The organism is Zavarzinia sp. CC-PAN008 (assembly GCF_051903925.1).
Classification (GTDB): domain Bacteria; phylum Pseudomonadota; class Alphaproteobacteria; order Zavarziniales; family Zavarziniaceae.
On the sequence record NZ_CP173678.1, the window covers coordinates 1,086,989 to 1,107,370 of the forward strand.

21 protein-coding genes are annotated in these 20,382 nt (G+C 70.3%); 6 read left to right on the forward strand and 15 right to left on the reverse strand.

Going from position 1 to position 20,382, the window contains the following annotated elements; genetic code table 11:
- Window positions 1-55: 55 nt before the first annotated feature.
- Window positions 56-3,301, forward strand: a complete 3,246-nt coding sequence (locus ACI6GS_RS05310) for an error-prone DNA polymerase (RefSeq protein WP_439816743.1) — start codon at window positions 56-58, stop codon at window positions 3,299-3,301.
- A 13-nt stretch (window positions 3,302-3,314) separates the two neighbouring features.
- Here ACI6GS_RS05310 and ACI6GS_RS05315 read toward each other — a convergent pair whose 3' ends face one another.
- The 7 genes from ACI6GS_RS05315 to ACI6GS_RS05345 all read right to left on the reverse strand — a co-directional run bounded on the left by ACI6GS_RS05315 (window position 3,315) and on the right by ACI6GS_RS05345 (window position 8,201).
- On the reverse strand, window positions 3,315-4,301 hold the full coding sequence (locus ACI6GS_RS05315) for a lysophospholipid acyltransferase family protein (RefSeq protein ID WP_439816744.1): 987 nt from the start codon (window positions 4,299-4,301) through the stop codon (window positions 3,315-3,317).
- Between the two features lie 7 nt (window positions 4,302-4,308).
- Complete coding sequence (locus ACI6GS_RS05320; protein ID WP_439816745.1) at window positions 4,309-4,776, reverse strand: Fur family transcriptional regulator; 468 nt, start codon at window positions 4,774-4,776, stop codon at window positions 4,309-4,311.
- A gap of 300 nt (window positions 4,777-5,076) precedes the next feature.
- Complete coding sequence (locus tag ACI6GS_RS05325) at window positions 5,077-5,511, reverse strand: MucR family transcriptional regulator (protein WP_439816746.1); 435 nt, start codon at window positions 5,509-5,511, stop codon at window positions 5,077-5,079.
- Between the two features lie 144 nt (window positions 5,512-5,655).
- Window positions 5,656-6,114, reverse strand: a complete 459-nt coding sequence (gene rimI, locus ACI6GS_RS05330) for a ribosomal protein S18-alanine N-acetyltransferase (RefSeq protein ID WP_439816747.1) — start codon at window positions 6,112-6,114, stop codon at window positions 5,656-5,658.
- A gap of 19 nt (window positions 6,115-6,133) precedes the next feature.
- Window positions 6,134-6,796, reverse strand: a complete 663-nt coding sequence (gene tsaB / locus ACI6GS_RS05335; RefSeq protein ID WP_439816748.1) for a tRNA (adenosine(37)-N6)-threonylcarbamoyltransferase complex dimerization subunit type 1 TsaB — start codon at window positions 6,794-6,796, stop codon at window positions 6,134-6,136.
- Between the two features lie 98 nt (window positions 6,797-6,894).
- Window positions 6,895-7,491, reverse strand: coding sequence for a malonic semialdehyde reductase (locus ACI6GS_RS05340; protein WP_439816749.1), 597 nt, complete (start codon window positions 7,489-7,491; stop codon window positions 6,895-6,897).
- A gap of 161 nt (window positions 7,492-7,652) precedes the next feature.
- A complete protein-coding gene (locus tag ACI6GS_RS05345) occupies window positions 7,653-8,201 on the reverse strand; it encodes a NifU family protein (RefSeq protein WP_439816750.1) in 549 nt (182 codons plus the stop codon).
- 38 nt (window positions 8,202-8,239) lie between these two features.
- On the opposite strand from ACI6GS_RS05345, the gene ACI6GS_RS05350 reads away from it, so the two are divergent.
- From ACI6GS_RS05350 to rnk, 3 genes are all read left to right on the forward strand, one after another.
- Entirely contained in the window at window positions 8,240-9,454 is a 1,215-nt protein-coding gene (locus ACI6GS_RS05350; protein WP_439816751.1) for an adenylate/guanylate cyclase domain-containing protein, read from the forward strand.
- Between the two features lie 11 nt (window positions 9,455-9,465).
- A complete protein-coding gene (gene blaOXA / locus ACI6GS_RS05355; protein ID WP_439817933.1) occupies window positions 9,466-10,257 on the forward strand; it encodes a class D beta-lactamase in 792 nt (263 codons plus the stop codon).
- A gap of 265 nt (window positions 10,258-10,522) precedes the next feature.
- Window positions 10,523-10,960: a nucleoside diphosphate kinase regulator gene (gene rnk, locus ACI6GS_RS05360; RefSeq protein WP_439816752.1), complete on the forward strand. Its 438-nt coding sequence runs from the start codon at window positions 10,523-10,525 to the stop codon at window positions 10,958-10,960.
- Here the strand turns inward: rnk and ACI6GS_RS05365 are convergent.
- Window positions 10,920-11,360: a VOC family protein gene (locus tag ACI6GS_RS05365; protein ID WP_439816753.1), complete on the reverse strand. Its 441-nt coding sequence runs from the start codon at window positions 11,358-11,360 to the stop codon at window positions 10,920-10,922. The two genes, rnk and ACI6GS_RS05365, sit on opposite strands and share 41 nt — an antisense overlap.
- A 134-nt stretch (window positions 11,361-11,494) precedes the next feature.
- Here ACI6GS_RS05365 and ACI6GS_RS05370 point away from each other — a divergent pair, with 134 nt between their 5' ends.
- Window positions 11,495-12,766, forward strand: a complete 1,272-nt coding sequence (locus ACI6GS_RS05370; RefSeq protein WP_439816754.1) for an aromatic ring-hydroxylating oxygenase subunit alpha — start codon at window positions 11,495-11,497, stop codon at window positions 12,764-12,766.
- Complete coding sequence (locus tag ACI6GS_RS05375) at window positions 12,766-13,290, forward strand: aromatic-ring-hydroxylating dioxygenase subunit beta (protein ID WP_439816755.1); 525 nt, start codon at window positions 12,766-12,768, stop codon at window positions 13,288-13,290. The genes ACI6GS_RS05370 and ACI6GS_RS05375 overlap by 1 nt, the downstream gene beginning before the upstream one ends.
- Window positions 13,291-13,296: 6 nt before the next feature.
- Here ACI6GS_RS05375 and ACI6GS_RS05380 read toward each other — a convergent pair whose 3' ends face one another.
- The 7 genes from ACI6GS_RS05380 to ACI6GS_RS05410 all read right to left on the reverse strand — a co-directional run bounded on the left by ACI6GS_RS05380 (window position 13,297) and on the right by ACI6GS_RS05410 (window position 20,316).
- Window positions 13,297-13,515, reverse strand: coding sequence for a hypothetical protein (locus ACI6GS_RS05380; protein ID WP_439816756.1), 219 nt, complete (start codon window positions 13,513-13,515; stop codon window positions 13,297-13,299).
- Window positions 13,516-13,595: 80 nt separating this feature from the next.
- Window positions 13,596-13,979: a response regulator gene (locus ACI6GS_RS05385; RefSeq protein WP_439816757.1), complete on the reverse strand. Its 384-nt coding sequence runs from the start codon at window positions 13,977-13,979 to the stop codon at window positions 13,596-13,598.
- Between the two features lie 29 nt (window positions 13,980-14,008).
- Window positions 14,009-15,751, reverse strand: a complete 1,743-nt coding sequence (locus tag ACI6GS_RS05390) for a hypothetical protein (protein WP_439816758.1) — start codon at window positions 15,749-15,751, stop codon at window positions 14,009-14,011.
- A complete protein-coding gene (locus tag ACI6GS_RS05395) occupies window positions 15,748-16,845 on the reverse strand; it encodes a protein-glutamate methylesterase/protein-glutamine glutaminase (protein ID WP_439816759.1) in 1,098 nt (365 codons plus the stop codon). The genes ACI6GS_RS05390 and ACI6GS_RS05395 overlap by 4 nt, the downstream gene beginning before the upstream one ends.
- A 3-nt stretch (window positions 16,846-16,848) precedes the next feature.
- Window positions 16,849-17,712, reverse strand: coding sequence for a CheR family methyltransferase (locus ACI6GS_RS05400; protein ID WP_439816760.1), 864 nt, complete (start codon window positions 17,710-17,712; stop codon window positions 16,849-16,851).
- Window positions 17,709-18,185 carry a chemotaxis protein CheW gene (locus ACI6GS_RS05405; protein WP_439816761.1) on the reverse strand — a complete coding sequence of 159 codons (477 nt, stop codon included), beginning with the start codon at window positions 18,183-18,185 and terminating at the stop codon, window positions 17,709-17,711. The genes ACI6GS_RS05400 and ACI6GS_RS05405 overlap by 4 nt, the downstream gene beginning before the upstream one ends.
- Window positions 18,186-18,219: 34 nt before the next feature.
- Window positions 18,220-20,316 carry a HAMP domain-containing methyl-accepting chemotaxis protein gene (locus ACI6GS_RS05410; protein WP_439816762.1) on the reverse strand — a complete coding sequence of 699 codons (2,097 nt, stop codon included), beginning with the start codon at window positions 20,314-20,316 and terminating at the stop codon, window positions 18,220-18,222.
- Window positions 20,317-20,382 lie beyond the last annotated feature (66 nt).

The following is a 20,382-nucleotide window of genomic DNA, read 5'->3' on the forward strand; positions in this document are numbered from 1 at the left end:
GGGGAGAGAGTAAAGCCCGCTTGTTCTCTTTTTGTTCTTACCCTATCCTCCCCCCATGCCGCCCGCCTATGCCGAGCTTCAGGTCACGACGAACTTCACCTTCCTGAGGGGGGCGTCGCATGCCGAGGAGCTGGTGGAGACGGCGGCGGCGCTGGGGCAGGCGGCCCTTGCGGTCACGGATCGCAATACCCTGGCCGGGATCGTGCGGGGGCATGCGGCGGCGAAGCGGCATGGCCTGCGCTATGTGCCGGGCGCCCGGCTCGACTTCCTGGAAGGGATCAGCCTGCTGGCCTGGCCCACCGACCGGGCCGCCTATGGCCGGCTGTCGCAGCTGATCACCCTTGGCGCCAGGCGCGCGCCCAAGGGCGAATGCCACCTGAACCTGGCGGACCTGGAGGCGCATGCCGAGGGCCTGCGCACCGCCATCGTGGCGCCGGAGCGGGCCGACTGGCGGGCCGGGCCGCTTGGCCTGGATGACGGGTTCCAGGCCATGGCGCGCCACCTGGCGCGGCTGCTGAAGGGGCGGATCTGGCTGGCCGCCGCCCCCCGCTTCGGCGGCGACGATGCCGCCTGGTTCGAGAGCCTGGAGCGCTTCGGCCAGGCGATCGGGGCGCCGCTGCTGGCGAGCAACGACGTGCGCTATCACCGGGTGGAGCGGCGCACGCTGCTGGACGTGATGACCTGCATCCGCGAGGGCACGACGATCGACGCAGCCGGACCGCTCGCCGCCCGCCATGGCGAGCGCCACCTGAAGCCGCCGGCGGAGATGGCGCGCCTGTTCGCCCGGCACCCGGAGGCGGTGGCGCGCACGGTCCAGGTGCTCGACGGCCTGACCTTCTCGCTCGACGAACTGCGCTACGAATACCCGGCCGAGCCGGTGGCGGAGGGACGCAGCCCGCAAGAGGAACTGGCGCGCCTGGCCTGGGCGGGGGCTGCCTGGCGCTGGCCAGGCGGCGTGTCGGACAAGGTGCAGGCCACGATCCGGCACGAGCTGGCGCTGATCGAGAAGTGCGGCTTTGCCCCCTATTTCCTGACCGTGCGGGACATCGTCGCCTGGGCCAGGGATCCTGAGCGCAATCCGCCGATCCTGTGCCAGGGCCGCGGCTCGGCCGCGAACTCGGTCGTGTGCTTCTGCCTCGGCATCACCTCGGTCAGTCCGGACAAGGTGGACGTGCTGTTCGAACGCTTCGTCTCGGAACAGCGGGGCGAGCCGCCCGACATCGACGTCGACTTCGAGCACGAGCGGCGCGAGGAGGTGATCCAGTACATTTACCGGAAATACGGCCGCGACCGCGCCGGCCTGGCCGCGACCCTGATCCGCTATCGCACGCGCAGCGCCATCCGCGACGTGGGCAAGGCGCTGGGCCTGTCGCTGGACGTGGTCGCCGCCCTGTCGGGCACCACCTGGGGCTGGAGCGATGAGGGGCTGGACCCTGCGCACGTGCGCGAGATCGGCCTGGACCCGGAGGCCCCGCGCCTGCGCCTGGCACTGCGCCTGGCCTCCATCCTGATCGGCTTTCCCCGGCACCTGTCGCAGCATGTCGGCGGCTTCGTCATCACGCGCGGGCCCCTGTCGGAGGTGGTGCCGATCACCAACGCGGCGATGGACGAGCGCACGGTGGTCGAGTGGGACAAGGACGACCTGGATGCGCTGGGCATCCTGAAGATCGACGTGCTCGCGCTCGGCATGCTGACCTGCATCCGCAAGGGCCTGGACATGCTGGGCATCCCCGACATGGCCAAGGTGCCGGAGGAGGACCCGCGCGTCTACGACATGCTGTGCAAGGCGGATTCGGTCGGCGTGTTCCAGGTCGAAAGCCGGGCGCAGATGACCATGCTGCCGCGCCTGAAACCGCGCTGCTATTACGACCTGGTGATCGAGGTGGCGATCGTGCGTCCCGGGCCCATCCAGGGCGACATGGTCCACCCCTATCTCCGCCGGCGCAACGGGCTGGAGGAGCCGGACCTGCCCTCTCCCGAACTGCGCGAGGTGCTGGGCAAGACGCTGGGCGTGCCGCTGTTCCAGGAACAGGCCATGCGCATCGCCATCGTCGCCGCCGGCTTCACCCCGGATGCGGCGGACGGGCTGCGCCGGGCCATGGCGACCTTCCGCCATGTCGGCACGATCCACCAGTACGAGGCGAAGATGGTGGAGGGGATGGTGGCGCGCGGCTATGACCGCGACTTTGCCACCCGCTGCTTCCGCCAGATCCAGGGTTTCGGCGAATACGGCTTTCCCGAAAGCCATGCCGCCAGCTTTGCCCTGCTGGTCTATGTCTCGGCTTGGCTGAAGTGCCATTACCCGGCGGTCTTTGCCTGTGCCCTGCTGAACTCCCAGCCCATGGGCTTCTACCAGCCGGCCCAACTGGTGCGCGACGCGCAGCAGCATGGCGTGACCGTCCTGCCCGTCGACATCGCGCACAGCGCCTGGGACTGCACGATCGAGGGCGATCCGAAGGCGGGCGGGCGCTTGCGCCTGGGCTTCCGCCAGGTGAAGGGGTTGCAGCAGGCGGAGCTGGAGCGCCTGGTGGCGGCCAGGGCGTCCGGGCCATTCACCTCCCTGCCGGAGCTGGCGCGGCGCAGCGGCCTGTCGCATCGCGCGCTGGAACTCCTGGCCGAGGCCGATGCCTGCCGCAGCCTGGGGTTGGACCGCAGGCGGGCGCTGTGGATGGTGCGCAGCCTGGCGCCGCCCACGGCCGCAGCCCGGGCGCCGGCCTCGGCCCTGGAGGCGCTGCCCCTGTTCCGGGCGGCGGCGGACGCGCTGGATGACCGCCATGCCGATGCCGCCCTGCCGCAGATGACGCTGGGCGAGCATGTGATCCACGACTATGCCCGGGTCAGCCTGTCGCTGAAGGCGCATCCCTTGAGTTTCCTGCGCGAGAGCCTGGCCGCGCAAGGCGTGCGCCGTGCCGCGTACCTGGCCACCTTGCGCAACAATGCGCGGGTCAGCGTGGCGGGCCTAGTCCTGGTGCGGCAGCGCCCCGGCAGTGCCAAGGGCGTCATCTTCGTGACCCTGGAGGACGAGACGGGGGTCGCCAACCTGGTCGTTTGGCCGCCGGTGTTCGAGGCGTTCCGCCGCATCGTGCTGGGCGCCCGGCTGCTGCGCGCCTTTGGCCGGCTGCAGGCGCAGGACGGCGTGATCCATGTCGTGGTGGAGCAGCTGGTCGACCTCAGCCCCCAGCTCGACCGGCTGGCGACGCTGGACCGGCCGCTGGTCCCGCCGCTCAGCAATGCGGACGAATTCAAGCATCCCCAGGCACCGCGGGGCAGGGTCATGCCCCGCTCCCGCGATTTCCACTGAACGGTGGTCTGGCTCAGGCCTTAACGGGGGGCGGGGCGTCGCGGCCGGCAAGCGCCCGGGCGACACCGTCGCGCACCGCCGCCTCGCAATGCGCGGCCAATGTCTTGCGCGAGCTGAACTGCGCCAGCGTGACCGGTGGGTGGAACTCGATCACAACGGTGACCGGCCCGAACTGCAGCGCCTGCCACAGGTGCGGCGCCAGGTCCATGTCGCCATACCAGGCAAAGAAGGGCCGCAGGTCGCGCCCCATCGGCATGCCGTTGACGCGGGTGTAAGTGACCGACACCGGCTGCACCACCAGCGGGCCGGACGTGCCGTCGGCCTGTTGCACCGCGCGGTCGGCCACCGCGAACAGGGACGACTTGAAGTTCAGGACCCGGTTGCCGTCGTTCGACGTGCCCTCGGGGAACAGAATCAGGCGGTCGCCCTGGGCCAGGCGGTTGCCGATTTCGTCGCTCTGCTCCTGCGCCTTGGTCCGGCGTTCGCGCTCGACGAAGACGGTGCGTTGCAGCCGGGCGAGCGTACCGAAACCGGGCCAGCCGGCCACCTCGCTCTTGGCGACGAAGCTTGCCCGCATGGCGGCCGACATCACGGGAATGTCCAGCCACGAAGTATGGTTCGCGACGATCAGGGTGGGCGCGGGCGAGACGGGCACGCCGATCCGCTCGACCCGCAGATCCAGAATGCGGCACAGCCGCCGATGGTAGAAACCGGGCAGCCGGTTCGCCAGCGGCCAGCCCAGGCGCAGCGCCACGATCTGAACCGGCAGTAGCGCCAGCGTGAAGACCAGGAACTTCAGCAGGATCCAGACCGCGCGGATGCGTCCGGCCCAGCCGACGCCGATGCCCTGCGCCCGGGGCAGTTCCAGGATGCGGCCGTTCTCGACCGCCTGCAGGGTCCGCCCCTTGCCCCGGCTGAGCGAGGCAGCGGCGGGCGGGGCGCTACTGCCCGCCGATGGCTGGACGGGGCTGGCTTCGGCTGCGACCGGAACCGCGCTCAAGATCGGCTCAGCGGCGGGGATCGCGCAGACGCGCGACAGGGTCCAGCGGGCTGACCTTGGCCGCAGTGCTGTCCTGCGGCACGCCATAGAGTTCCAGGCGATGGTCGACCAGCTGGAAGCCCAGTTCAGCGGCGATGCGGCGCTGCAATTCCTCGATCTGCTCGTTGCGGAATTCCACGACACGGCCGGTCGACAGGTCGATCAGGTGGTCGTGGTGCTCCTCCTGCACTTCCTCATAACGCGAACGGCCATCACGGAAGTCGTGCCGCTCCAGGATGCCGGCCTCCTCGAACAGGCGGACGGTGCGATAGACGGTGGCGATGGAGATGCGGGGGTCGATCGCCGCGGAGCGGCGGTGCAGTTCCTCGACATCGGGGTGGTCGGCCGCCTCGGACAGGACGCGGGCGATGACGCGCCGCTGCTCCGTCATGCGCATTCCCTTTGCCATGCACAGACGTTCGATCCGATCACTCATGGGTGCTGTTCCGGGCTGAAAGGGCTTCGCAGTGTAGGACGTGGGCCGCGCGGAGAAAACCCGTTAAGACCCGATTCGACTGCCAGGCGGGGCGGCGAACGCATATGAGATGGCTGTGCCATCTGTCGCCGGCCATTTCAACACCACAGGATCAGGGGTTATTGGCAAAGTATTCTTTGCGAATGCGATGCAGGTTCGCCCCTACCCCGGCGCACGGCGGCGGATCCGCCGGGCCCGGGTCGTGCCTGCATCCCCTGCGCGGCGGGGCCGTGGCCAAGTCGCCGCGCAAGGGGTCCAGGATCAGGCGGCGCCGCGGCGCGTGCGCTTACGACGCGTGGTGCCCAGGCCGATCTTCTTGGCCAGGTCGCGGCGCTGCTGCGCATAGTTGGGGGCGACCATCGGGTAGTCGGGCGGCAGGCCCCAACGCTCGCGATATTCTTCGGGCGTCATGTCATAGCTGGTCTTCAGATGCCGCTTCAGCATCTTCAGCTTCTTGCCGTCTTCCAGGCAGATGATGTGATCGGGCTGGACCGACTTGCGGATCGGCACGGCGGGCTGCGGGCGCGGGCTGGCCGGCTCTTCCTTCGTCTCGCCAATATTGGCCAGCGCGGAATACACGGTCTGGATCAACGCAGGCAGTTCCGAACTCGACACCGTATTGTTCGAGACGTGGGAGGCCACGATATCTGCCGTCAGCGACAGCAGTTCGCTCTGTTCCGGTTTTGTCTCGCTCATATGCCTATGCGCCTCCTTGATGACGAGGCTCGCTCGTCTCTGAATCGATGGCATACATAAAAGTTCAATTTGCGATTCGCAACAACTCATTCTTTGGGCAAGAACTGCTGTCAAGCGCCCAAGTGCTGTCGCTGAATTGTCCGGTCAGGCCGGGCCCAGCAGACGCATCATCGTGATTGCGGTGCTGCCGTCCGCATAGTAACCCCGGCGGCGACCCGTCACGACAAAGCCCAGATCGTGGTAAAGCGCCGAAGCCGGACGATTGATTTCTGACACTTCAAGATGAAGTTGACGCGCACCCGCGGCGTGCAGGCGGGCGGTCAGCGCCGCCATCAGGACGCGGCCCAGGCCATGCCGCCGCGCCGCCGGCACCACGCCGATGGTCAGTACCTCGGCCTCATCCAGGACGACGCGGCCGACGGCCAGGCCGGCGGGCTCGCCTGACCTTTCCGCCACCAGGGCGACGGTCCCGGGCGATGCCAGCAAGGCCGTGAAGTCGCTCTCGGCCCAGGGCCGGTCGAAGCACAGGGCATGAAGCTCGGCCAGAAGGCCGGCCGCGGCGGGGCCCAGGTCATGGATGGCAACGGGCGCATCCCGCGTCATGGCTGGTGCCGCGAGCGTCCTAGCGGGCGGCGCGCGGCACCGCGTCGGGCGGCCGCACATAGAGGGCGGCGGGCACCTGTCCCGCGGCGGGCATGCGCATGGCGGCGCCGGCCCGCGCCACCCACAGGGCGTCCGGTCCGCCCAGTCCGGCCAGGATGGTCAACGGTGCGGGTGCCGCCGCTGCGACCAGGGCGGCCCCCGTGCCCGCCACCGGCAGACCCAGGCGAAGGGCCAGCGCGGCAGCCTCGGCGGGGCTCAGCGCCTGGGGCCTGGCCTGGGCCCCGGCCAGGTCGGGGGCGGCGGCGCGATCGTCGAAGGCCTGGACATAGACCTGGCCGCGCAGGGCATCCAGGGCGACGAGACAGGGCTGCCCGGCCTGCAGCGCCACCGCCGCCAGACTGGTCACGCCGACCAGGGGAAGTCCGGTCGCCAGGGCAAGCCCGCGCGCCGCCGCCAGGCCGATGCGGACGCCCGTGAAACTGCCCGGGCCGATGGTGACGGCCAGGCGGTCGAGGTCCGACCAGCCCAGGCCTGCTTCGCCCAGCGCGCGGCGGGCCAGGGGCACCAGCCGTTCGGCCTGCCCGCGGGGTCCGGGATCGCGCAGCACCGCCAGCGCCGCGCCGTCCTCGACGACCGCGCACGAAAAGGCGTCCAGCGCCGAGTCCAGGGCAAGCACACGCATGGAGAACGGATCAGAAGCGGCGGAGACCGCCCTTCTAGCGCAGGCCGGGGCCTGCGGCAAAGCCGTCCCGGCGACAGTCGCCGGGACGGGATGCGGGCCTAGAGGATCTCGTTCGAATCCTCGAATTCCGGACGCGGGCTGCGACCGAACAGGCTCGTGGGATCGCCATAGCCAAGATTGATGAGGAAGTTCGACTTGTAGCGGCCGTCGGGGAAGAATTCGGCATCGACCTTTGCATTGTCGAAGCCCGACATGGCACCGGTGTCCAGGCCAAGCGCCCGCGCCGCCAGGATGAAATAGGCGCCCTGCAGCGTGCCGTTGCGGAAGGCGGTCGCCTGCACGACCTCCTCCTTGCCTTCGAACCAGTAGCGGGCGGTCTTGTCGTGCGGGAACCACTTTTCTAGGTTCTCGTAGAAGCGCAGGTCATGCGCCACGATCACGGTGACCGGTGCCGACATCGTCTTGGCCAGGTTGCCGGACGACAGCGCGGGCTTCAGGCGCTCCTTGGCTTCCGGCGACTTCAGGAACAGGAAGCGGACGGGCTGGGCGTTGGCCGAGGTCGGGCCCCACTTCACCAGGTCCCACAGCTGCTTCAACGTCTCATCGGCGACGGGCTTGTCGATGAAGCCGTTGAAGGTGCGCGCCTCGCGAAAGAGGAGGTCGAGGCTTGCGTCGTCCAGGGGTGCCTTGGTCATGTCGTCGGTGCCTGCATCGGGTTGGGTGAAATCGGGCCGCCGCGGATGCTAGAGCATTCCGCTGCGGCGCGAAATCACCCACACGCGCCGACACTGGTCCAAATCAAAGGCTTAGGCCGGCCAAACTAAGGCCTGGCGGACCTGCGCGGTGTTGCGCTGCGTCAGATGGCGCGCACTTCCTGTACCTCGGGGATGTAGTGGCGCAGCATGTTCTCGATGCCCATCTTCAGCGTGGCGGTCGACGACGGGCATCCGGAGCAGGCGCCCTGCATATGGAGCAGGACGACGCCATCCTCGAACCCGTGGAAGACGATGTCGCCACCGTCCTGGGCGACGGCCGGGCGCACGCGGGTGTCCAGCAGTTCCTTGATCTGCGAGACGATCTCGTCATCATCGGCGTCCGCCTGCTCGCCGATCGCCTTGGTGCCTTCCTCGAGCAGGGGGGCGCCCGAGGTGAAATGCTCCATGATCACGCCCAGGATGGCGGGCTTGATGTGCTGCCACTCACCCTCGTCCTTGGTCACGGTGATGAAGTCCGAGCCGAAGAATACGCGGGTGACGCCCTGGACCTGGAACAGGCGGCGGGCCAGCGGCGAGCGCTGCGCCGCCTCGAGGCTGGGGAAGTCGACCGTGCCCTGCTCCAGCACGTCCCGACCCGGCAGGAATTTCAAGGTCGCGGGGTTGGGGGTAGTCTCGGTCTGGATGAACATGGTAAGTCCTGGCTTGGCGCTCAACTATTATCCTTCAAATGGCAGAACCGCACCCTGAGATCAAGGAGTCTCCTGCTCGGACATATGGCCAGGACGGGTTTCCCGCCTGGCTGGTCGACCATGGCGGCAACACCCACGGCATCGAGCGCCTGATCGCCCAGGTGGGCGAGCAGCTGCGAGCCGAAGGCGTCCCCCTGTGGCGGGTGTCCAGCGCCGTGATGGCGATCCATCCGGAGCTGTTCGCGCGCACCTTCCGCTGGACCGACGGCCAGGGCGTGGAGGTGCGCGGCCGCGCCCGCGGCGCAGAGGCGCTGGACGACTACGTGCTGAGTCCCGTGGCGGCGATCCACCGGGGCAATCCCGGCTTTCGCTACCAGCTGGAACAGACGACCGCGCCCGATCCCTATCCGGTACTGACCGACCTGCGGGCGGAGGGCGCGACCGATTATCTGATCCGGCCGCTGGACATGACCTTTGGTCGGCGCTCGTTCATCTCGTGGACGACGCGGGCGCCGGGCGGCTTCAGCGATGCCCAGCTGGCGCGGCTGGAAATGGTGCGCCCGCTGTTGGCGCTGCGCTTCGACATCGAGGTGCGGCACGAGATCGCGCAGACGGTCCTGTCGCTGTACCTGGGCGCCAATGCCGGGCGCGAGGTGCTGGCCGGCTCCGTCCGGCGGGGGGAGGGGCAGTCGATCCGCGCGGCGCTGCTGTGCGCCGACATGCGCAACTTCACGCGCCTGTCGGACAGCCAGGCGGCGCCCACGGTCATCGGGCTGCTGGACCAGTATTTCGAGTGCCTGACCGACGCGGTGGAGCGCCACGGGGGCGAGGTCCTGAAGCTGATGGGCGACGGCGTCCTGGCGATCTTCCCGACCGGTCTTGCGGGCGACCGCGCGGCCGCCCGGGCGGCGCTGGCGGCCGCGCGATCCGGCCTGGCGCAGATCGCCGCGATCGACACCGCGCAGCTGGACCCCGCCTTCGACCTGCGGGCCGGCGTCGGCCTGCACCTGGGCGATGTCGTCTATGGCAATATCGGTGGCCCCAACCGGCTGGACTTCACCGTGATCGGCCCGGCCGTGAACGCCGCCGCCCGGATCGAGGGCTTGTGCAAGGTGCTGGGCCATCCGGTGCTGGCCTCCCACACCTTTGCCGATGCCCATGATGGCGGACTGCGCTCGCTGGGCTTCCACGTCCTGCGCGGCCTGCGCGAGCCGGAGGAGGTGTTCACCCCCGACGACGCGGCCGCGGGGTGAGGGCGGCGTTCCTGCGCGGCGCGGTGGCGGCTGCGCTGCTGGTCCTGCTTGCATCGGCGGCGGCCCGGGCCGGCCCGTCCTGCACCCTGATCCAGGAGGCGGGCAGCGGCGCCGTGCTGCTGCGCGAGGGCGCCTGCGACCAGCGCTTCACGCCGGCGTCGACCTTCAAGGTGCCGCTGGCGGTGATGGGCTTCGACGCCGGGATCCTGGTCGACGCTGCGCATCCGCGCTGGGACTACCGCGCCGACATGGCGGCCCCGGCGCGTGACCGGCGGACCGTCGATCCCATGGTGTGGGAGCGCGATTCCGTCCTGTGGTATTCGCGCGAGATCACCCGGCGCCTGGGGGCGGAGCGCTTCGCCCGCTATGTCGATGCGCTGGGCTATGGCAATCGGGACGTGCGTGGCACAGCCGGGCGCGGCGACGGCCTGACCCATGCGTGGCTGGCGTCGTCGCTGGAAATCTCGCCCGACGAGCAGGTCGCCTTCCTGCAGCGCCTGCTGGCGGGCAGCCTGCCCGTCTCCGCCCAGGCGATGGCCGGCACGCGGGCGATCCTGCCCCGCTTCACCGCGGGGAACTGGTCCGTGCAGGGCAAGACCGGGACGCACTGGCGCCGTCTGCCCGATGGCGGGCGCGACCGGGACCGGCCGCTGGGCTGGTTCGTCGGCTGGGCCAGCCAGGGCACGCGGACCATCGTCTTTGCCCGCTTCCGCAACGACGACACGCCGATGGCGCAGCCCCTGGGTCCTGCCGTCCGGGCCGCCTTCCTGGCCGACCTGCCGCGTCTGATGGCGGGGCGCTGAGGCTGCGCGCGGGGCGCCGCGATTTGACAGACGGCCGGGGGGCGACGATCATCCGCCCATGCGCAGTCACGTCGCCATTCAGCCCCCGGCCGCCGCCCCGGCGCGCCGCCGGACGGGGCATCTGATCGCGGGCTTCTAGCCCGGCTTCGTGACGGGTCGTGTCGCCGGCGAAGTCCGGGGACCGCCTTTTCCATCCAGTGTGTCGTCGAGTCCCGTCACCGGGCGGCCGCGCGCCGTCTGGCGACCCGTATTCCGGATTGTCATCATGACCGTTGCTTCCCGGGCCAACCGCGCCCGTCGCCCCGCCATCCACCTGATCGACCAGGAAGCCGACGCCCTCTCGGGCCTGGCCCTGTCGATCGAGCAGACCGCCCCTGTCCTGGCCGAGCAGCTGCTGGGCGAGATCGACCGCGCGGTGATCCACGCCGCAGCCAGCCTGCCGCGCAACACGGTCAGCATGGGGGCGACCGTCGAATACCTGGACGAAGGGTCCGGCGTGACGCGCACGGTGCAACTGGCCTGGCCGCAGGAGGCCGACATCGATGCCGGCCGCATCTCGATCCTGACGCCCATTGGTGCGGCCCTGATCGGCCTGGCCAAGGGCGCCACGATCCTGTGGCCCGACCGCAGCGGGGCCGAGCGGGTCCTGCGGATCGTCTCCGTCACCCCGCCGCGGCACAGTCCGTCGGCCGCGCGCAGTTGACCATCCACGGCGTGCCGAAGCGGTCGGTCAGCATGCCGAAGCGCAACGCCCAGAAGGTCTCGGCCAAGGGCATGGTGACGCTCGCGCCGTCCGCCAGCGCGGCAAAGATGCGCTCGGCTTCCGCCGTCTCGGTCGTCTGGATCGAGACGGAGAAGCCCTGGCGCTTTTCCGGCTGGTCGGGCAGTGCATCCGACCCCATCAGGACGCTGTCGCCGATCCGGAGGGCCGCGTGCATGACCAGGTCGCGATGCTCGGCCGGCATCTCGTAGCCTTCTTCGGGCGGGCTGTCGCCGAAACGCATGACGCCAAGGACGGCGCCGCCAGTCGCCTGGGCATAGAAGGCGAATGCCTCGGCACAATTGCCGTCAAAGGTGAGATAGGCATTGAGGCTGAGGGCCATCGCGAACTCCCTGATCGACCATCCGTAGTCGTATTGTTCGTACTTTGTTCGCTTTGGCCGAGTCAAGGCCGCCGCTTGTCCTTGACGCCCGTCTGACATAAAACCGGACATCCGGTTTGATATTGGTGCGGGCGATGCAGGCGAACTTCCGGGGTCAGGCGGCGCAGGACTGGGACAGGCTGGTGCAGCCCGATCGGGTCCATGGCGATGCCTATCGCGATCCGCTGCTCTTCGAGCGCGAGCTGGAGCGGATCTGGTACCGCACCTGGGTCTATGTCGGGCACGAGAGCGAGATCGCGCAGCCGCACGACTTCGTGCAGAAGTCGATCGGCCCGCAATCCATCCTGATGACGCGCGACGGCCAGGGCCGGGTGCGGCTCCTGCTGAACCGCTGCCCCCATCGCGGCAACCAGCTCTGCGTCACGCCCCGGGGCCAGGCGCGCAGCTTCACCTGCCCGTTCCATTCCTGGACCTTCGGCAGCGACGGGGCGCTGATCGGCCGGGCCTTTGCCGACGGCTATGACGATCGCGTGCCGGCGTCCGAGCTGGGCCTGGCGCAGGTGCCGCGGGTCGCCAGCCATCGCGGCTTCGTCTTTGGTTCGCTGGCGGCGGAGGGCCCCGACCTGGCCGAGCACCTGGGCGGTGCGGCCGAAACGCTGGATCGCCTGGCCGCGACCTCGCCGGAAGGGGAGGTGGAGGTCACGGCCGGGTTCCTCCAGCACCGGGTCAAGGCCAACTGGAAGTTCGTGCTGGAGAACGAGACCGACGGCTATCACCCCGCCTTTGTCCATGCCTCGATCTTCAACGTGGCCGAGAGTGGCATCGGCGCGCTCTACGGGGCCCAGTCGACGGCGGTGGCCCGCGACTATGGCAATGGCCATACCGAGATCGACCTGCGCCCCGAGTTCCGCCGTCAGGGCCGCCCGCTGGCCTGGTTCGGCACGACCGAGGCGCGGCTGCCGGGCTATGCCGCGGCGATGCGCCAAGCCCACGGCGCACGCGAGGCGGACCGCATCATGATCGACGGCACGCCGCACGTGATGATCTTTCCCAACCTGTTCATCGCGGAGATCCAGATCTTCGTGCTGCAGCCGCTGGCGGTGGACGACACGGTGCAGCATGTCACCGCCCTGCAGTTCAAGGGCGCGCCCGACCTCAACCGGCGCCTGCGCCAGCAGACCATGGGATCGGTCGGGCCCGCCGGCCTGCTGCTGGCGGACGACGCGGCGATGTACGAGCGCAGCCATCGGGGCGTCCAGGCCCATGCCCCCGAAACCCTGTACCTGGGCCGCGGCCGCCACCGCGAACGCCTGGACGACGATGGCTTTCGCGTCGGTCACGCGACGGACGAGGTTCCCTCCCGCGGGATCTGGCGCCATTGGCGTCAGCTGATGGAGCAGCCGTGATGCCGGCGCCGGAAGCCCAGACCGAGCAGGACGCCATGCGCCGTGCCGCCCTACTGACGGCGGTACAGGCCTTCATCCACCACGAGGCGCGCCTGGCCGACACCCATGCCTATGACGCGTGGGAGGCACTCTGGACCGACGATGCCGTCTACTGGGTGCCCGCCAATGGCGACGGCGGCGATCCCGAAGTGGAGATGTCGATCATCTATGACAACCGCTCGCGCATCGCGCTGCGCGTGCGGCAATTGCAGTCGGGCCGGCGCTTCAGCCAGATGCCGCCGTCGCGCCTCGTGCGCCTGGTGTCGAACGTCATGCTGCTGGACGAGCGGCAGGGCGACGTGATCGCCACGGCCAACGTGCTGATCTTTGAAAGCAGTCCGCGTGACGACACGCTGTGGGCGGCGCGCGTTGAATACCGCCTGCGCCCGCACGAAGGCCCCGGCCCCGCCTTCCGCATGGCGGGCAAGACCGTCATCCTGGCCAACAACGACAAGGCGCTCTACACGCTGTCATTCCTGGTCTGAGACGGCTCAACCCTGGCGGGCCAGGGCGGCTTCGTCGGCCAAGGCGCGGTCGATCATCTCGATATCGGCCTGCACGTCGCGCATCTGCGTGGCGCTGGCGATCATCTGCTTCTGCACCAGCGCGGGCGAAGCGACCATGTCCGCCGCCAGCTTGCGCCGATAGTTCACCAGGGCCTGGCGCAGGATGATCAGGTTGGCCTTGTCCGTGCTCTCGATCTCGCTCATGGGACCTCGCTTCCGCTGGTGCGTGTCTACACCGGGTCCGCGACGGGCGGAGCGACCGGCGTCACAGCGCCCCCCTCGATTCAGGCGCTGGCCCCGGCGCGGGCCTCCAGCAAGTCGTGCACCCGGTGCAGCAGCTGCTCGCGCAGGTCGGCTTTTGGCACCGTGGCATGGGCGCCCAGCTTGGCCGCGATGTTGAGCACGTTGATGTGCGGGTTGTTCCAGCCGGCGCTCATCACCAGGACGGGCAGGTCCGGGTCGCGGGCGCGCAGGTGGCGCAGCAGCTCCAGGCCGTCCATTTCCGGCATCATCACGTCCGTCACCACCAGGTCGAAGCCGCGGTTCAGCAGGCGCAGCGCCAGCGTCCCGCTGGCGACGGCCACGGGGTCGTGCCCGGCCGCCGCCAGGAGCGTACAGACCATGGTGCGCACCGACTCCTGATCGTCGATCACCAGGATACGTGCCATGTTACATCTCTCCGCTGCGCCGGGCGCTGCTAGAACAGAAGGTCTTCAAGGTCGACGTCCGCGTCGCTGTCCGCGGCATCGCCGCCCCCGGCAAAGGTGCTGTGGACGGCCCGCTCGCTGGCCATGGTGTAGCTGCGCGTCTCGCCGAACAGGGTGACGCGGGCCTGGACCAGGTCGGCGGGGGCACCTGCGGCCAGGGTCTCGATCGCACGCAGGTCGGCGGCCGCGCGCACCAGCGTCGCATCCAGGCCGCGATCGTCGGCCAGGTGGGCCGCAATGTCGGCCAGCGCGGCCTGCGTCTGCTGCCCGTCGTGCAGCAGGGCGCCCAGCGCGCCGTCCAGCGCCGCGCCGTTGTCGCGGAAGGCGGCGATGGCGCCGCCGATGGCGGCGCGCAGGCCGGCCCCGGTGGTGCCGGTGCCGGCGGTGCGGTCGCGGCCCAGGGCGGCGGAGGCGTCGGCCACCTGGCGCAGGGCGCCGACCAGGCCCTCCGCGTCGACGATGGTCTGGTTGGCATAGCGCCGCAATTCCTGCGCGATGACCCGCAGGGCGCGACCCTCGTCGCCCAGGCGACCGCAGCGCAGGGTGGTGTTCAGGCCGACCAGGCGCATGTCGGTTTCGATCCGGCGCACGGTCGCGACCTGGTCCATCAGCGCGGCCAGGGCGCCGGCCAGTTCGCCACCCACCCGGTCCAGCTGGTCGCGTTCGGCCAGGTAGCGGTCGATCATCTCGCCCGTCTGGCGCATCCGGCCCTCGACCTCGGCCAGGATGGACTGGGCCTGCTTTTCGCCGCGGCGCTCGCCACCGCCATAGGTGGCGGCGCCCAGCGCCAGCAGGTCCGTCACCTCCGCCACCAGGGCGCCCAGCGCCTCCTCCAGGCCGGTCACTTCGCGCGCCAGCTCGGCGCGGCAGGGCTCGATCTGGGCTGCCTGCAGTCCGCACAGCGCCGCGACCACGGCCTGGCGCGCGTCGCCGTCCAGGCCTTGGGACCAGGCCTCCTCGCTGCCCTCCCCGCCCAGGACCTGGGCCAGGTCGCTCAGCGCCGTGTCGACATGCTCCAGGCGCTGGCGCGTGATGTCGCCGATCTGCAGCACCATGACCGCGCGGGCCACGCCGTCGCCCAGGTGGCGGGCACGGGCGCCGATGGCGCCAGCGCCGTCGACAGCCTGGCGCCGGCGTTCCGTCACCTGGGCCGCATTCTGGGCCAGGGCGCCCGAAATGCTGCGCAGCGTGCGGCCATGCTCGGCCTCGAACCGGCCAAGGCCGTCCGCGGCCCCGGCCAGCAGGCCGGACAGCCGCTCGTGATCCTCGCCATAGCGGTCGACCGTCGCCTGGGCATTGCGGGCCAGGCGGATGATCTCGTTCACGAACTCGACCAGGCCCTGCTGCGCCAGGCCCGACTGCGACACGGCCAGCCGCGCATTGAACGCCAGCATGCCGATCAGGCCCATCGTGGCGCGCAGCTGGGCGATGCGCTTGCCCGCCACGCGGTTGAGGGCGACCAGGCCGGTCAGCGCCTCGCGCTCGCGCACCAGGGCACTGGCCATGGCGTCGGCCTCCTGCGCCAGATGTTCCAGCGTGGCCAGGGCCTGGCCCAGCTCGGGCGTGTCCAGCGTCGCCGGCAGGTCCTCGAACAGGCGGGTCAGGCGGCCCAGGACGTCGACCAGGGGGCCCAGGACCTCGCCGCTGCGCAGGAATCGCTCCTCGACCCCGCGCGCAACCGCGCGCAGGTCCAGCGCCAGGTGATCCAGGCGGATCTGCAGGTCGCCACTCATGCGGCGGCCGACGCGCGCAGGGCGGCGATCTCGCCGGCGATCGCGTGAAGGGGCAGGACGCGGTCGACGGCCCCCAGGGCGATGGCCTCGCCCGGCATGCCGAAGACGACGCAGGTCGCCTCGTCCTGGGCCAGGGTGCGGGCCCCGGTCTTGCGCATCTCGGCCAGGCCGCGGGCGCCATCGTCGCCCATGCCGGTCATGATGATGCCCAGCGCGTTGGGCCCCGCGGCCTGGGCGGCGGAGCGGAACAGCACGTCGACCGATGGCCGGTGGCGGGACACCAGCGGCCCCTGCTTCAGGGCGACACGGTACTGGGTGCCCAGCCGCTGCAACACCAGGTGGTGGCTGCCGGGCGCGATCAGGGCGCGGCCGGGCACCACCTGGTCGCCGTCCTCCGCCTCCTTGACCGCAATCCGGCACAGGCCGTCCAGGCGCCGGGCAAAGGCCAGGGTGAACTTCTCGGGCATGTGCTGGACGATGACGACGCCGGGGCAGTCGGTGTCCAGCGCCTGCAGCACGTCGCGCAGCGCCTCGGTCCCGCCGGTGGAGGCGCCGATGCAGACGACCCGTTCCGTGGTGCGCTGCAGCGCCACCCGGCTGGGAGCCGCCGGCGGCAGGACGGCGTCGGCGGTCAGCTTCTTTTCCACCGGGCGGCTGCGCGCGGCCTGGCGGCGACCGACACTGGCCGTGGCGCCGGCCGCGGCACGCACCGCATCACAGATGCGCACACCCGACTCCAGAAGGAAGGTGCGGGTATCGACCCGCGGCTTGGCTATCACCTCGACCGCGCCCGCCTCCAGGGCCGCCACCATCGCCTGCGACCCGGCCTCGGTCTGCGACGAGCAGATGACGACGGGGATCGGGCGCTGCGCCATGATCCGGCGCAGGAAGGTCAGCCCGTCCATGCGCGGCATCTCGATGTCCAGGACGATGACGTCCGGCACCTCGGCCTGGATGCGCTGCACGGCGACGAAGGGATCGGGCGCCGTGGCCATGACCTGGATCAGGGGATCGGCGTTCAGGATGTCGCTCAGCACCTGGCGCACGGCTGCCGAATCGTCGACCACCAGGACCCGGATCGGCTGCACCGCCATGGCTCAGGCCTCCATCTTCCGCAGCACGGTCGGTGCCACCGATCGCACCCCGCCCAGACCTTGCGCCGCCGCCGTTTCCGAATGGCCCAGGAACAGGTAGCCGCCGGGCCGCAGGTGGCTGCACAGCGTGTTCAGGACCGCGGCCTGGCGCGGCTTGTCGAAATAGATCAGCACGTTGCGGCAGAAGATGACGTCCACGTCGGTGTCGACGGGATAGCGCCGATCCATCAGGTTCAGGTGCTGGAAGCGTGCCCTGGCCCGCAGCTCGGGCACGATCCGCACCTCGTTCCGGGTCGAGGCGCGGGCGCGCATGACATAGCGGCGGCGCATCTCCTCCGGCACGGGGGCCATCATCTCGGCGGGGTAGATCGCCTTGCGCGCCTGCTCCAGCACGGTCGTGCAGATGTCGGTGCCCAGCACGGCGAACGAGAAGCGGCCCATCCGGGGCGCCAGGTCGGCCAGGACCATGGCGAGCGTATAGGCCTCCGCCCCGTTGGAGCTGGCGGCACTCCACACCTTCAGCCGCTTGGGCCCGGCGCGGTCCTGCATCGCCAGGATGTTGGGCACGACGGTCGTGGCCAGGATCTGGAAATGCTCCGGCTCGCGGAAGAAGTCGGTCTTGTTGGTCGTGATCGCGTCGACCAGGTGCACCATCTCGTCGTCGTTGGCGCCGCCGTCAAAGATCAGGTCGCAATAGGCATCCAGGTCGGGCAGGCCCAGCTCGCGCACGCGCCGGCGCAGGCGACCCTCGACCATCGTCTGCTTTGTCGGCGGCAGGCGGATGCCGACCTCGCCCTCGACCAGGGTGGCCAGGCGCTGGAACGACCGGCCGCTCAGCCGGTCGGCGACGTCATCGCCCGCCATCATGCCGCCGCTCCCAGGCCGGCCAGGCTGGCGCTGCCGTCCGCTGCCATCAGCCGCGCGACGTCCAGGACGACGACAAAGGCGGCGCCGCGGCGGCCCAGGCCCACCATGATCTCTGGCCGCCAGCGGCTGCCGATCTCCGGCGGGGGTTCCAGCCGCCCGTCGTCCAGCGCCGTCACCTCGAACACGCTGTCGGCGATCAGGCCCAGGACCAGCACCCGCTCACCCGCCGGCACCTGCAGGACCAGGATGCGGGTCGCGGCCGTCGCCTCCGCTGGGGCCAGGCCCAGGCGGGCACGCAGGTCGATCACGGGGACGGACGTGCCGCGAACGTCGATCAGGCCCCGCACATAGGACGGCGCGTGGGGAAGGCGCGACATCGGGCGCAGGTCCAGGATCTCCTGCACCTGGGCGACGGGGATCGCGAAGACGTCCGTGTCGACGCCCAGGGTCACGTACTGCGTCAGGTCGGCCATTGCTGCGGGCTCCCGGTTCGGTCTGTCTGGGCGTTCAATGGCGCTGGAACTCGGCATCCAGCGCGTCCTCCGCGCCGGACAGGTCGAAGGCGAAGCCCGCCTTGGCCTGGCCGTTCATGCGGCCATTGCCGCGCGCCGGCGAAGTGGCCGCGGGCCGCGCCGTCTTGATCGCCTGGCGGGGCGCCGCCACCGCCGCTGCGGCCGGGCGGCGCGCCGCGCGCGGTGCGGGTGCACGCTCCGCCTGGGCGCCGTCGACGCGGAAGAAGGCGATGTTGGACTGGAGCTGCTCGGCCTGGGCCGCCAGTTCCTCGCTCGTCGCCGACATCTGCTCGGACGCGCTGGCGTTCTGCTGGGTCACCTTGTCCAGCTGCTGGATCGCGGCGTTGATCTGGTTGGCGCCCGCATCCTGCTCGCGGCAGGCGGCACTGATCTCCTCGACCAGTTCGGCCGTGCGCTTGATGTCCGGCACCAGCTTGCCCAGCATCTCGCCCGCCGCCTGGGCGGCCTTCACCGTGTCGCCGGACAGGGCGCCGATCTCGGTCGCCGCGGCCTGGCTGCGCTCGGCCAGCTTGCGCACCTCGGACGCCACGACGGCAAAGCCCTTGCCGTGCTCCCCGGCGCGCGCCGCCTCGACTGCCGCGTTGAGCGCCAGCAGGTCGGTCTGGCGGGCGATCTCCTGCACGATGGTGATCTTCTCGGCGATGGTGCGCATGGCGTCGACCGCGCGGTTGACCGCCTCGCCGCTGGCCTGGGCATCCTGGGCCGAGCGGTGGGCGATCTTCTCGGTCTGGCTGGCGTTCTCGGCGTTCTGCTTGATGTTGGCGGCCATCTGCTCCATCGAGGCGGAGGCCTCCTCGGTCGAGGCCGCCTGCTCCGTCGCACCCTGCGACAGCTCCTCGGAGCTGGATGACAGTTCCTGGCTGCCGGACGAGACGTTCTCGGCCGCGCGGCTGACCTCGCCCACGATGTTGCGCAGGCGGTGCGTCATCTCGTTCAGGGCGTTGACCAGGTCGCGGATCTCGTCGTCGCTCTTGACCTCGATCTGCTGGTTCAGGTCGCCATTGGCTACGGCGTTGGCCAGGGTCACGGCCCGGCCCAGGCCACGGCTGATCGCGATCGCCAGCCACAGCGCGGCACAGATGCCAACAACGAGGGAGGCCAGCAGCACGCCCAGCAGGACGGTACGCGCCTGGGCATAGTTCTCGGCCGCGCGGTCCTGCCCGGCCTGCATGTCGTCGGCACTGAGCTGCAGCAGGCGGGCTACCTGCTGGTCCATCGCGGCGCGGACGTCGCGGGCATTGATCGTCGACACGGTTGCCGCCTTCAGGTCGCCGCCCTCGGCATTGACGGTCGCGGCTTCCTCGACCCCCGTCTGCCAGGTGGCCAGGCGGCTTGCCGCCTTCTCGAAGCTGGCGCCCAGGCCCATCGCGGCCAGGCCGGGACGCAGGGCGTCGATCGCCTGGCGCAGGCTGGCGCTGAGCTCGCCTACGGTCTTCAGGTGGCGCGGCAACTGGCTTGCGTCTTCCTCCAGCATGGCCAGGCGCTGGGCCGATTGCAGGGCGATGATGTCACCGCGCAAGCGCTCGACGCCCAGGCGGGCCTCGGGCTGGCCCGGCATCCCGGCGCGCTGGTCCAGGGCGCCGCCCAGGTTGCCCAGTTCGGCCAGGGCGTCGGCCACCGCGTCGCGGACGTCGCCCGACATGATCGTGCTGGCGCGGGCGCTGGAATTCAGCGTGGCGTCACGCGCGATCTCGTCCTGCAGCTTCACCAGCTGGTCGTTGGTCTGGGCCAGTTCCTGAAGGACGACCTGCCCCTCGGCATCGGCGACGGTGCGCATGCCATCGATGGCGATGGCGGTCTGGCGCCGCGCATCCTCCATCTGCGCCTTGAAGCTGGCGATGTCCTCCGCCGTGGAGGACATGATCATGTTCTTTTCCGCCCGCGTGCCCAGCAGCAGGTTGGCGCGGATCTGGCCCGCGTACTCGACCTGCTTGGCCTGCACATCGATCACCTCGGTGACCGTGTCGTTCAGGCTGCCCAGGCTGCTCAGCGCGACCGCGCCGGCCGCCATCGACATGGCGATGATGATGCCAAAGGCGGCACCCAGCTTCAGCTTGACGGAAACTCTCATGACGAACTCCTCGGCCCGGGTCGGGCGGGATGGGGCGCATCCCCGATGGATGCGCCCCGATGGGGA

What these genes read in the sequence shown, in the direction of transcription:
- ACI6GS_RS05310 (WP_439816743.1), top strand. Translation starts at nt 56, where the DNA reads ATGCCGCCCGCCTATGCCGAGCTTCAGGTCACGACGAACTTCACCTTC.
- ACI6GS_RS05320 (WP_439816745.1), bottom strand. Translation starts at nt 4,776, where the DNA reads ATGAGTGATCGGATCGAACGTCTGTGCATGGCAAAGGGAATGCGCATG.
- ACI6GS_RS05325 (WP_439816746.1), bottom strand. Translation starts at nt 5,511, where the DNA reads ATGAGCGAGACAAAACCGGAACAGAGCGAACTGCTGTCGCTGACGGCA.
- rimI (WP_439816747.1), bottom strand. Translation starts at nt 6,114, where the DNA reads ATGACGCGGGATGCGCCCGTTGCCATCCATGACCTGGGCCCCGCCGCG.
- tsaB (WP_439816748.1), bottom strand. Translation starts at nt 6,796, where the DNA reads ATGCGTGTGCTTGCCCTGGACTCGGCGCTGGACGCCTTTTCGTGCGCG.
- ACI6GS_RS05340 (WP_439816749.1), bottom strand. Translation starts at nt 7,491, where the DNA reads ATGACCAAGGCACCCCTGGACGACGCAAGCCTCGACCTCCTCTTTCGC.
- ACI6GS_RS05345 (WP_439816750.1), bottom strand. Translation starts at nt 8,201, where the DNA reads ATGTTCATCCAGACCGAGACTACCCCCAACCCCGCGACCTTGAAATTC.
- ACI6GS_RS05350 (WP_439816751.1), top strand. Translation starts at nt 8,240, where the DNA reads ATGGCAGAACCGCACCCTGAGATCAAGGAGTCTCCTGCTCGGACATAT.
- rnk (WP_439816752.1), top strand. Translation starts at nt 10,523, where the DNA reads ATGACCGTTGCTTCCCGGGCCAACCGCGCCCGTCGCCCCGCCATCCAC.
- ACI6GS_RS05365 (WP_439816753.1), bottom strand. Translation starts at nt 11,360, where the DNA reads ATGGCCCTCAGCCTCAATGCCTATCTCACCTTTGACGGCAATTGTGCC.
- ACI6GS_RS05370 (WP_439816754.1), top strand. Translation starts at nt 11,495, where the DNA reads ATGCAGGCGAACTTCCGGGGTCAGGCGGCGCAGGACTGGGACAGGCTG.
- ACI6GS_RS05375 (WP_439816755.1), top strand. Translation starts at nt 12,766, where the DNA reads ATGCCGGCGCCGGAAGCCCAGACCGAGCAGGACGCCATGCGCCGTGCC.
- ACI6GS_RS05380 (WP_439816756.1), bottom strand. Translation starts at nt 13,515, where the DNA reads ATGAGCGAGATCGAGAGCACGGACAAGGCCAACCTGATCATCCTGCGC.
- ACI6GS_RS05385 (WP_439816757.1), bottom strand. Translation starts at nt 13,979, where the DNA reads ATGGCACGTATCCTGGTGATCGACGATCAGGAGTCGGTGCGCACCATG.
- ACI6GS_RS05390 (WP_439816758.1), bottom strand. Translation starts at nt 15,751, where the DNA reads ATGAGTGGCGACCTGCAGATCCGCCTGGATCACCTGGCGCTGGACCTG.
- ACI6GS_RS05395 (WP_439816759.1), bottom strand. Translation starts at nt 16,845, where the DNA reads ATGGCGGTGCAGCCGATCCGGGTCCTGGTGGTCGACGATTCGGCAGCC.
- ACI6GS_RS05400 (WP_439816760.1), bottom strand. Translation starts at nt 17,712, where the DNA reads ATGATGGCGGGCGATGACGTCGCCGACCGGCTGAGCGGCCGGTCGTTC.
- ACI6GS_RS05405 (WP_439816761.1), bottom strand. Translation starts at nt 18,185, where the DNA reads ATGGCCGACCTGACGCAGTACGTGACCCTGGGCGTCGACACGGACGTC.
- ACI6GS_RS05410 (WP_439816762.1), bottom strand. Translation starts at nt 20,316, where the DNA reads ATGAGAGTTTCCGTCAAGCTGAAGCTGGGTGCCGCCTTTGGCATCATC.